This window comes from Arthrobacter sp. AOP36-A1-22 (assembly GCF_052377615.1).
In the GTDB taxonomy this organism is placed as follows: Bacteria; Actinomycetota; Actinomycetes; order Actinomycetales; family Micrococcaceae; genus Arthrobacter_H.
The window spans coordinates 31,075-42,230 of record NZ_JBQSWX010000007.1; the positions used below are offsets into that span (position 1 = coordinate 31,075).

Annotated in this window: 9 protein-coding genes; 7 read left to right on the forward strand and 2 right to left on the reverse strand. The window is 68.8% G+C overall.

Annotated features, from left to right (window positions below):
• Nucleotides 1–46: 46 nt before the first annotated feature.
• The 4 genes from rpoZ to ACT3S2_RS06075 are packed head-to-tail and all read left to right on the forward strand — an operon-like array spanning nt 47 to nt 4,876.
• The gene (gene rpoZ, locus ACT3S2_RS06060) at nt 47–313 is read left to right on the forward strand and encodes a DNA-directed RNA polymerase subunit omega (RefSeq protein WP_444554906.1); all 267 of its coding nucleotides are present in this window, start codon (nt 47–49) and stop codon (nt 311–313) included.
• A gap of 9 nt (nt 314–322) precedes the next feature.
• Nucleotides 323–1,594 (forward strand): bifunctional phosphopantothenoylcysteine decarboxylase/phosphopantothenate--cysteine ligase CoaBC, encoded by a 1,272-nt coding sequence (gene coaBC, locus ACT3S2_RS06065; protein ID WP_444561388.1) that lies wholly within the window; start codon nt 323–325, stop codon nt 1,592–1,594.
• Between the two features lie 9 nt (nt 1,595–1,603).
• Complete coding sequence (gene metK, locus ACT3S2_RS06070; RefSeq protein WP_444554908.1) at nt 1,604–2,809, forward strand: methionine adenosyltransferase; 1,206 nt, start codon at nt 1,604–1,606, stop codon at nt 2,807–2,809.
• 9 nt (nt 2,810–2,818) lie between these two features.
• Entirely contained in the window at nt 2,819–4,876 is a 2,058-nt protein-coding gene (locus ACT3S2_RS06075; RefSeq protein ID WP_444554909.1) for a primosomal protein N', read from the forward strand.
• On the opposite strand, the gene ACT3S2_RS06080 is transcribed toward ACT3S2_RS06075, so the two are convergent.
• Together ACT3S2_RS06080 and ACT3S2_RS06085 are read right to left on the reverse strand one after the other, a co-directional pair.
• The gene (locus ACT3S2_RS06080; protein WP_444554910.1) at nt 4,873–5,754 is read right to left on the reverse strand and encodes an alpha/beta fold hydrolase; all 882 of its coding nucleotides are present in this window, start codon (nt 5,752–5,754) and stop codon (nt 4,873–4,875) included. The two genes, ACT3S2_RS06075 and ACT3S2_RS06080, sit on opposite strands and share 4 nt — an antisense overlap.
• Nucleotides 5,755–5,780: 26 nt before the next feature.
• Nucleotides 5,781–6,803 (reverse strand): sugar-binding transcriptional regulator, encoded by a 1,023-nt coding sequence (locus ACT3S2_RS06085; RefSeq protein ID WP_444554911.1) that lies wholly within the window; start codon nt 6,801–6,803, stop codon nt 5,781–5,783.
• A gap of 125 nt (nt 6,804–6,928) precedes the next feature.
• Between ACT3S2_RS06085 and ACT3S2_RS06090 the strand changes: the two genes are divergently transcribed.
• The 3 genes from ACT3S2_RS06090 (at nt 6,929) to glpK (ending at nt 11,131) form a co-directional block, all read left to right on the forward strand.
• Nucleotides 6,929–8,632 (forward strand): FAD-dependent oxidoreductase, encoded by a 1,704-nt coding sequence (locus ACT3S2_RS06090; protein WP_444554912.1) that lies wholly within the window; start codon nt 6,929–6,931, stop codon nt 8,630–8,632.
• 132 nt (nt 8,633–8,764) lie between these two features.
• Nucleotides 8,765–9,493: an MIP/aquaporin family protein gene (locus tag ACT3S2_RS06095; protein WP_444554913.1), complete on the forward strand. Its 729-nt coding sequence runs from the start codon at nt 8,765–8,767 to the stop codon at nt 9,491–9,493.
• 123 nt (nt 9,494–9,616) lie between these two features.
• Complete coding sequence (gene glpK, locus ACT3S2_RS06100; protein ID WP_444554914.1) at nt 9,617–11,131, forward strand: glycerol kinase GlpK; 1,515 nt, start codon at nt 9,617–9,619, stop codon at nt 11,129–11,131.
• Nucleotides 11,132–11,156 lie beyond the last annotated feature (25 nt).

Below are 11,156 nucleotides of genomic sequence, written 5' to 3' on the forward strand. Positions count from 1 at the left end.
GGGGCCGACCGGCACCGACGAACACCACACAGAATTTGGAGGCTTCGTGTCTACGAACACCGAAGGCATCATCAATCCGCCGATCGACGAGCTGCTGACCACCACGGATTCCAAGTACGCCTTGGTGATCAACTCGGCCAAGCGGGCCCGGCAGATCAACGCCTACTACTCGCAGCTGCATGAGGGCCTCTTCGAGTACGTCGGCCCGCTGGTCGACACCCAGTTGAACGAAAAGCCGCTCTCCATCGCCCTGCGCGAAATCAACGAGGGCCTGCTGCAGGTCAAGCCGCTCGACGCCGACGACGCGCAGTAGCGCCACCCCGTGAAGGCCCAGCAGCGCATCGTCCTCGGAGTAGGCGGCGGGATCGCCGCCTATAAGGTGGCGGGGCTGCTGCGCCTGTTCACGGAATCGGGCCACCGGGTCGACGTCGTCCCCACCGAAGCCTCGCTCCGGTTCGTCGGCAAGGCCACGTGGGAGGCCCTCTCGGGGCGCCCGGTGCGCACCAGTGTGTTCGAGGCCGTGGAGGACGTGAACCATGTCCTCCTCGGCCAGGACGCCGATCTGATCGTCATCGCCCCGGCGACGGCCGATCTGCTGGCCCGCCTGGCCGCCGGGATGGCCAACGACCTGCTGACCAATACGGTGCTGGCCTCCACCGCCCCGATCGTGGTGGCCCCGGCCATGCACACCGGGATGTGGGAGAACCCCGCCACCACCACCAATGTCGCCACCCTGCGTTCGCGCGGGATCACCGTCATCGACCCCGCCGTGGGCCGTTTGACCGGCAAGGACACCGGTGCCGGACGCCTGCCCGAGGCGTCGCAGATCTTCGACGTCGCCCACCGTTTCCTGATCCCCTCCGGGGCCACGGGCCCACGGACCCCCATGGAGGAGCCGACGACGGGGGAGGGACCCCTGGCGGGCCGCACCGTCGTCGTCACCGCCGGGGGCACCCGGGAACCATTGGACCCCGTCCGCTTCCTGGGCAACCGCTCCTCCGGCAGGCAAGGTACGGCCATCGCCCGGGCCGCCCTGGCCGCCGGCGCCACCGTGCGACTGGTCGCCGCCCATCTGGAGACCGAGGTCCCCGCCGGCGTCGAACTGACCACCGCCTCCACCGCGCTGGAACTACGGGACGCCGTCGCCGAGGCCTGCCAGGGGGCCGATGCGGTCATCATGGCCGCCGCCGTCGCCGATTTCCGTCCCGCCGACTACGCCGGCACCAAGATCAAGAAGACCGGCGAGGACGGGGCCCCCGGCCTGACGCTGGTGCGCAACCCCGACATCCTGGCCTCACTGGTCGAACACCGCCGGGACCACCCCGAGGAGGGCCCGGCCCTGATCGTCGGCTTCGCCGCCGAAACCGGCGACACCGAAAACTCCGTGCTGGAATACGGCCACGCCAAACTCGTGCGCAAGGGCTGTGACCTGCTGGTCGTCAATGAGGTCTCCGCCACGCTGGGCTTCGGCACCGAAGACAACACGGTCACCATCCTGGCCTCCGACGGCGCCGAACCCACCCGGATCGACGGGAGCAAGGACGAGGTGGCCCGCGGACTCATCGCGACGGTGGGGACCCTCCTGAACCGGTAGAGTGATCGGGTGACTTCCCAGAACCCCTCCCTGCGCCTGTTCAGTTCCGAATCCGTCACTGAAGGCCACCCAGACAAGATCTGCGACCAGATCAGCGATGCCATCCTCGATGAGATGCTCGCCCAGGACCCGAATTCCCGCGTCGCCGTGGAAACGCTGGTCACCACCGGTCTGGTGCACGTCGCCGGTGAAGTCACCACGGCCGGATACGTCGAGATCCCGCATCTGGTGCGCAAGACCATCCTGGACATCGGCTACGACTCCTCGGCCAACGGATTCGACGGGGCCCGCTGCGGCGTCTCGGTCTCCATCGGCCAGCAATCCCAGGAGATCGCCGACGGCGTGTTCAACTCCTGGGAACAACGCGAAGGCACCGGCCAGGATCCCCGGGACGCCCAGGGCGCCGGGGACCAGGGCATCATGTTCGGCTATGCCTCCGACGAGACCCCCGTGTTGATGCCCACCCCCATCTGGCTGGCCCAACGGCTATCCGAAAAACTCACCGAGGTCCGCAAGACCGGGGCCCAGCCGCTTCTGCGTCCCGACGGCAAGACCCAGGTCACCATCGGCTACGACGGGGACGTCCCGGTCTCGGTGGAGACCATCGTCGTCTCCTCCCAGCATGCCCGCGAACTCGAACTCGAGGCGCTGCGCACCGATCTGCACGAACTGGTGGTGCGCCCGGTGCTGGCCGGAACCGATCTGGACATCTCCAACACCCGGATCATCCTCAACCCCTCCGGCCCATTCATCATCGGTGGCCCGGTCGGCGATGCCGGGCTGACCGGACGCAAGATCATCGTCGATACCTACGGCGGCTTCGCCCGGCACGGCGGCGGGGCCTTCTCCGGCAAGGACCCCTCCAAGGTCGACCGTTCGGCCGCCTACGCGATGCGGTGGATCGCCAAGAACGTGGTGGCCGCCGGGCTGGCCCGCCGCGCGGAAATCCAGGTCGCCTACGCCATCGGCGTGGCCCGGCCCGTGGGGCTGTACGTGGAGACCTTCGGCACCGAAACCGTGGATCCGCTGAAGATCGCCAGCGCCATCGAGGAGGTCTTCGATCTGCGCCCGCTGGGGATCATCGAGGATCTGGATCTGAAGCGTCCCGTCTATCAGCGCACCGCCGCCCACGGCCACTTCGGCCGCGAGGAACCGGGCTTCACCTGGGAGCAGACCAACCGCGTCGAGGCGCTGCGCCACTACTTCAACCTCTAGGAGGGCCTCGTGGACCGGTCAGCCGCAGAGCCCGAGCAGCCCACGCTGCTGCAGGGCTTCGACGTGCGCCGGCCCCTGCCCACCGGGGTCACCCCGGCGGCCTCGCTGCCCGTGGCCCGGGTCCTGCTCGACACCCAGGTCCCGCATCTGGACCGGCTCTACGACTACCTGGTGCCCGCGGAACTGGAGGCCCGGGCCATCCCCGGGGTACGCATCCGGGCCCGTTTCGGCGGGCAGGAACTGACCGGATATCTCGTGGAACGACTGGCCGAAACCGACCCCGGGGTGAGCTTGCAGCCACTGGGGAAGATCGTCTCCGACGAGGTCGTCCTGCGCCCCGAGGTCCTGCGGCTATGCCGGGCCGTCGCGGACCGCTACGCCGGAACCCTTCCCGATGTCGTCCGCTCCGCCATCCCCCCGCGGATGGCCCGCGTCGAAACCGAGACCAGTGCCGCCGACGCCTCCGATGCCCCACGGGCCGCACTCCCGGCGGCCCCCACCGACGAGGGCCCGCGCGTGACGCCGTCGTCGGTGCCGGAGTACGACGGTGGAGCAGGGTTCCTGGAGTCGCTGGCCGGCGGCGGCGCCCCCCGGGCCGTGCTCAGCGTGATGCCCAACCAGCCGGGGGGCTGGCCTGCCCTGCTCGGCGAAGCGGTGGGAGCCTGCCTGGATTCGGGGCGGGGGGCCCTGGTCGTCGTCCCCGATGCCCGCGACCTGGATCGGGCCGCCGAGACCTTGACCGCCCTGCTGGGCCCGGCGGTCGTCGCCCGGCTCAGCGCCGAGGACGGGGCCACCCCGCGCTACCGGGAATTCCTGCGGATCTCCCGCGGCCAGGCATCGGTGGCGGTGGGGACCCGGTCGGCGGCCTACGCCCCGGTCCACGACCTGGGACTGGTGGTGCTGTGGGAGGACCAGGATTCCAGCCACGCCGAACCACGGGCCCCCTACCAGCACGCCCGCGAAACCCTGCTGCTGCGGTGCCAACTGGCCGGCTGCGCCCTGCTGATGGCCGGGACCTCGCGCAGCGCCGAGGCCCAGCGCCTCGTGTTGACCGGGTGGGCCGCCGAACTGACGGCCCCGCGGGCCCTGTTGCGGGCCCAGGCGCCCCGGGTGGTGGCCAGCTCCGATTCCTTCGAGCAGGAACGTGACCCGGTCCTGCATGCCGCCCGGCTGCCGAAGCTGGCCTGGTCGACGGCGTCGAAGGCGCTGGAGCACGGTCCGGTGCTGGTACAGGTGGCCCGGACCGGCTTCCTGCCGGCCGTGCGCTGTGAACGCTGCCGCGAACCGGTGCGGTGCCCCGCCTGTTCCGGCCCTCTGGGTCTGGATCATTCCTCCGCCGTCCCCGGCTGCCGGTGGTGCGGGGAACAGGCCCCGAACTGGACCTGCCCCACCTGTGGGGGGCGGCGTCTGCGGGCCGCGGCCATCGGGGCCGACCGCACGGCGGAGGAACTGGGCCGGGCCTTCCCCAAGGTCCCGGTCGTCAGCGCCACCGGCGGCCTGCCCCGCCGTCGTGTCCCGGGATCCCCGTCGCTGGTGGTCGCCACCCCGGGGGCCGAGCCGGTGGCCGAGGGCGGCTACGCCGCGGTGCTGCTGTTGGACGGGGACCGCATGCTCGCCCGCGATGAACTGCGCACCGGGGAGGAAGTGCTCCACCGCTGGCTCGCGGCCGCCTCCCTGGGCAGGTCATCACGGGATGGTGGCGTGGTGGTCATCGCGGCGGGGGAGTCCGATCCGGTCCGCGCCCTGGTGCGCTGGGATGCCGCCGGCTATGCCGAACGCGAGCTGAACCTGCGGCGTGAACTGGAGCTGCCCCCCGCGGTGCGCACGGCCTCCCTCTCGGGTCCCGCCCTGGCGGCCGACGCCTTTGCCGAAGCACTCGAGCTTCCCGAATCGGTCAGGCTCACCGGACCGGTGATCGAAGAGGACGGGGTCCACCGGTGGCTGCTGTTCTTCTCCTACGGCCAGGGCGGACCGCTCTGCGCTGAACTGCGCCGGGTCAAGGCCAGGTCCTCGGCCAACCGCGATCCGGTGGTCGCGGTACGCGTCGACCCGCAGGGCCTGCTCTAGTTCTTGCCGGTCAGGAAACCGGTGATCATCCTGGCCGCGGTCCGCGGGCGTTCGTAGTGGATCAGGTGCCCCACCCCGGCGATGACCTCGACCCTGGCCTGCGGGAACCTGGCCGCCAAGGAATACTGCCCCTCGATGGAGCCGAGGTCGTCGAGGGCGCCGACGATCAGCAGGGTCGGCTCCTCCACCTCGGCGGCGACGTCACGGACCGTATCGGTGATCGAGGAGGCGAAGGCCTCCTGCAGGCTGGCCCGGGTGGCGAAGCGGCTGAAATAGCGCCGGTGCTGGTCCACCACATAGGCCTGGGTCCGCGGATCCCCGGAGGTGCCCATCGCGGCCGACATGACATCGACGATCAGCCGGTTGCGCAGCACCGCCAGGCCCAGGCGTTCGGGCAACATCCGACCGGCGGCGTAGTAGCCGGCCGCGACCCGGGAGAAGACGGCCTGGCTGCCCTCCAGCGCCGGTTCGCAGATGGGGTTGATCAGCACCAGCGAGGCGAACCTGCCGGGATGTTCGGCCAGGTAGCGGGAGGCGACGATCGTTCCGAAGGAGTGCCCCAGCAGGACGGCCGAGGCCGGGATCCCCAGCTCGGCGCGCACGGTTTCGATGACCCCCGCCTGGGTGGCCGCGTCGTGGCGGGCGTCGGGGTAGGCCGTGGAATCACCGAACCCGGGCAGGTCGGGAACGATGACGGTGTAGCCGGGAAGGTTGCGCACCAGCAGGTCCAGTCCGTGGTGGTCCCCACGGAACCCATGGATCGCCAGGATGATCCCCTGCGAGGGGCCCCGGGAGGGGTAGGTCCTGACCGCCAGGTCCGAGCCCAGGTGTCGGTGGCGGGTGACCCAGGGGGCGCGGTAGTCGGAAGGGATGTCCATGGGATGAGCCTATCGGCCGCCGGTGCTCATTTAAGCAACCGCCAGGCGGTCCCCTCGTCGATCACCAGATCGGTCATCAGTCGGCCCTCCAGTGCGCCGCGGACGGCTTCGAGCTTGCCCCGGCCGGCGACGATCGCCAGCCGTTGCGGAACCCGGCGCAGGGCGTCGAGCGGGGGACCGGTGGAGCGGTCGTTCATCGAGATCGAGTCGTCACTGCCATCGCGACGGTAGAAGACGGTGGCCACGTCCCCGACCACCCCTTGTTCACGCAAGGCGGCGGCTTCCCGGGCGCTGACATAGCCTCCGCGGTAGATCTGGCTGGGGACCGCGGCGTCGATGGAGCCCAGCCCGAAGACCGCCAAACGGCACTCTGACTGGGTGTCCAGCACGCGGCGGACAGATCGTTCCTGCCACATGGCGGCCCGGGTCTCGGCCCGGTCGAAGAAGGCGGGGACCGGGAACTGTTCCACCCGGGCGGTGAAGGCCGCCCCGAACCTGAAGAGGATCTCGCTGGCATAGGAGATGCCCGTGGTCTGCGGGTTGGCGGCGCCGTTGAGTTGGACGAAGACCGTGTCATGGGTGGGTTTATGCACCAGGTGCCGGCTCAACGCGGTCAGCGTGGACCCCCAGGCCAGCCCGACGGTCATTCCCGAAGAGATCAGCGGTTGGACCACATGGGCCCCGTGGGCGGCCACGCGTTCGAGGACCTCGGCCTCACTGAGAGAACCGTCGGTGGGCACCACATGGGCCCTGACCCCGTATCTGGTTTCCAGGGCCCTGACCAACGACGTGGCCCGGCCGCGCGGGGGATTCAACTCGATCTTGACCAGGCCATTGCGCTTGGCCAGTGACAGCAAGCGGGACACGGTGGACCGGGAGACCCCCAGGTCCCGGGCAATGGCCTCCATGGTCAGTTCCTGGACGTAGTACAGCTGGGCCGCCCGCAGCGCATCGCGTTCGCGCCGGTCACCGGACGTGTGTCGTACGCCATGAACGTTCGGGTCACCGGATCCGTTCTCCGGATCCTCCTCCAGCGGGTCGTACGGCATGATTCCTCCGCTTCCTGCACGTTTGTGCATTCCGATTGACGGCAACGTTCTCCACTGGACAGACTACTGGGCGGTTGCCCGTTCAGGGGCCAACAGTTCCATTTCGCAGCAAAGGACAGATCTAAGTGTCATCCACGCAAGCAGCCCGTCCTGCCGTTTCCCGGTTGTCGGAGAGGCCCCGTGCCCAGGTCCTCATCGTCGGAGGAGGAATCAATGGCGTCGCCACCTTCCGCTACCTGGCCCTGCAGGGCATCGACGTCGCGCTGGTGGAGCGCGGGGACTACTGCCAGGGGGCCTCCGGCGCCTCCTCGCATATGATCCACGGCGGAATCCGGTACCTGGAAAACGGCGAGTTCCGCCTCGTCCACGAATCGGTGCAGGAACGCAACACGCTGCTGGCCATCGCCCCGCACTACGTCAAGCCGCTGCGCACCACCATCCCGATCTTCTCCACCTTCTCGGGGATCCTCAGCGCCCCGGCCCGCTTCCTGACCCACCGCAACGGCAAGCCGCAGGAACGCGGGGCCCTGCTGATCAAGGCCGGCCTGATGATGTATGACGCCTTCGCCGGCTCCGGACGGCTGACCGAACGCCACCGGTTCCACGGCCGTCGCCGGGCCCTGCACGATCTGCCGGCACTGCGCCAGGACGTGAAGTACGCGGCCACCTACTTCGACGCCTCCGTGCACAACCCCGAACGCCTCACCCTCGATGTGCTCCAGGACGGCCTGCGCGCCAACCCGGACTCACGGGCCTCCAACTACGTCTCCCTGGTCAACGAGCACGACGGCGTGGCGACGTTGCGCGACGAACTCACCGGCGAGGAATTCGAGTTCACGGCCCCGGTGATCGTCAACGCCACCGGCGCCTGGGTCGATGAGACCAACCACGCCCTGGGTCAGGACAGCCGGTTCATGGGAGGGACCAAGGGCTCGCATATCGTCCTGGACAGCCCCGAACTGCTCGCCGCCTGCGGCGGCCGGGAGATCTTCTTCGAGCACAGCGACGGACGCATCGTGTTGATCTACCCGATGGGGGACCGGGTCCTGGTGGGCACCACCGACATCGACGCGGACCCGGGCGAGCCGGCACGCTGCACCGAAGAGGAAGTGGACTACTTCTTCGATCTGATCAACCATGTTTTCCCCGAGGTCGCCGTCTCGCGGCAGGAGATCGTCTACCGCTTCTCAGGCATCCGCCCGCTGCCCCGCCACGACGACACCCAGCCCGGCTTCGTCTCGCGTGACTACCGCATCGAAAAGCGATCGGGCGGCCAAGGGTCCACGATGCTCAGCCTGGTCGGCGGCAAATGGACCACCTTCCGGGCCCTGGCCGAACACCTGGGAGGCGAAGTGCTCACGGCACTGGGACGCCCCTCCGGGCCGGATACCAGCGCCCTGGCCATCGGCGGCGGCGTGGACTACCCGCGCAACGACGTCGAACGCGAACAGTGGATCTCCGCCAGGACTTCACGGGCAAGCCGCGACCGACTGGCCGTCCTGCTCGAACGCTACGGTACCCGTGCCGACGAGGTCCTGGAGGCCAGCGGCGAGCAGGACGCCCTGCTGCTGAGCTGCGACGAACTCAGCGTCGACGAACTGGCCCACATGGCCCGCCACGAGCAGGTCGGACGGCTGGTCGACGTGTTCATCCGCAGGACCTCGCTGGCCTTCCGCGGCCTGGTCACCACCGCGCTCATCGACGAATGCGCCGAGGTCCTGGCCCCCGTGCTGGGGTGGGACGCCACACGCGTGGCCAGCGAACGCGCAGAGACCCATCGCGTACTCTCCGAAGAGCACGGCGTCACCTTCTCCCCGGCAGCCGCCTAGGGACCCTCGCCCGACCGTGCCACCGGGCACGGTCGGGCCCCCATTTTTCCGCATCGGCGATCGCCGGGAGCCGGATCACCGCGGGACATCAACTGATGCCCCGCCCCATTCCACACAACGTAGGAGTCAACGATGTCTCTACAAGTCTTCAGTGCGGAAGCACTCGGCACCATGGTGCTGATGCTTCTCGGCTGTGGCGTCGTCGCCAATGCCGTCCTGAGGGGCGCCAAGGGCAATAACGGCAATTTCCTCATGGTCAACTTCGGCTGGGGGCTCGGCGTCTTCGCCGGTGTCTGGGTCGCCGCGGTCTCCGGCGCACACATCAACCCCGCCGTCACCGTCGGCCTGCTGGTCAACCCCAACGTCCACGAGTATGCCCCGGGCGTGGCCATCACGCTGGTGAACACGCTGCTCTACTTCGCCGCCCAGATGATCGGCGCCATCATCGGTGCCGTCCTGGCCTACCTTTCCTATAAGCAGCACTTCGACGCCGAAGAGGACCCGGCGGCCAAGCTGGGCGTCTTCGCCACCGGCCCCGTCTACCGGCATAAGGGCTGGAACCTGCTCACGGAGATCATCGCGACCTTCGTCCTGGTCTTCGTCATCGCCGGTTTCGGACTGACCCCCAACGGACTCGGCCCGCTGGCCGTGGCCTTCCTCGTGGTGGGCATCGGTGCCTCCCTCGGTGGACCGACCGGCTACGCGATCAACCCGGCCCGTGACCTCGGACCCCGGATCGCCCACGCCTTCCTTCCGATCAAGGGCAAGGGACCCAGCGACTGGAGCTACTCCTGGATCCCCGTCGTCGGCCCCCTGGTCGGCGGAGCCTTGGGCGGCGTCTCCGGAGGCCTGCTCTTCTAACGCCTCCGTGCGCACCTCGACCCCGCGGCCAGGACCCATGTCCTAGACTGCCAGCACACGATCGTGTGGTGCGCGTCACGGCATCATCTGCCCCATCACCGGTACTTCGAAGGGAAGCAACCCATGACCAAGAACATCATCGCCATCGACCAGGGCACCACGAGTTCGCGTGCCATCATCTTCGACCACGACGGAGCCATCGTCTCCGTTGGACAGAAGGAACACGAGCAGATCTTCCCCAAGGCGGGATGGGTCGAGCACGACGCCGAGGAGATCTGGACCAACGTCCGTGAAGTCGTCGGCAGCGCCCTGTCCAAGGCGAACCTCACCCGGCACGACATCGCCGCGGTGGGCATCACCAACCAGCGCGAGACCACGGTGGTCTGGGACAAGAACACCGGCAAGCCCGTCTACAATGCCATCGTCTGGCAGGACACCCGGACCCAGGACACCGTCGACGAGCTCTCTGCCGACGGCGGCGGGGACCGCTACAAGGACCGGGTGGGCCTGCCGTTGGCCCCCTACTTCTCGGGCACCAAGATCAAGTGGATCCTGGACAACGTCGACGGGGTCCGCGAACGCGCCGAAGCAGGGGACCTGCTGTTCGGCAACACCGATACCTGGGTGACCTGGAACCTGACCGGCGGTACCGACGGCGGCGTCCACATCACCGATGTCACCAACGCCTCCCGCACCTTGTTCATGGACCTGAAGACGCTGGCCTGGGACGAGGGAATCCTGGCCGATTTCGGGGTCCCGGTCTCGATGATGCCGACCATCAAGTCCTCCTCGGAGGTCTACGGCACGGTGCACACCAACCAGCTGTTGCGCGAGGTCCCCGTGGCGGGCATCCTCGGTGACCAGCAGGCCGCCACCTTCGGCCAGACCGCCTTCAAGGCCGGCGAGGCGAAGAACACCTACGGCACCGGTTGCTTCCTGATCTTCAACACGGGCGAGGAGATCGTGAAGTCCTCCAACGGGCTGCTCACCACCGTGGCCTACCAGCTCGAGGGGGAGAAGCCGGTCTATGCACTGGAGGGCTCGATCGCCGTGGCCGGCTCCCTGGTGCAATGGCTGCGTGACAACATCGGCATGATCTCCTCCGCCGCAGAGGTCGAGGACCTGGCCGCGCAGGCCGAGGACAACGGCGGGGTGTACATCGTTCCGGCGTTCTCGGGCCTCTTCGCCCCCTACTGGCGTCCCGACGCCCGCGGCGCCATGGTCGGGCTCACGCGTTTCGCCAACCGCTCCCATATCGCCCGGGCCGCCATGGAAGCCACGGCGTTCCAGACCCGGGAGGTCCTGGACGCGGTCAACGCCGACGCCGAAGTCCCGCTGACCGAACTGCGGGTCGACGGCGGCATGGTCGCCAACGAGACCCTCATGCAGTTCCAGGCCGATATGCTCGGCGTCCCGGTCGTCCGCCCCGAGGTCACCGAGACCACGGCCCTGGGCGCCGCCTACGCCGCCGGACTGGCCGTCGGGTTCTGGACCGACCGTGATGAGCTGCGCGCCAAGTGGGCCGAGGACAAGCGGTGGGAACCCGAAATGGACCCCACCGAACGCGACCGTCAGATGCGTTTGTGGAAGAAGGCCGTCACCAAGACCTTCGACTGGGTCGACGAGGACGTCCTCTAGGCCCGCCAACCCCTCCACGACCTGC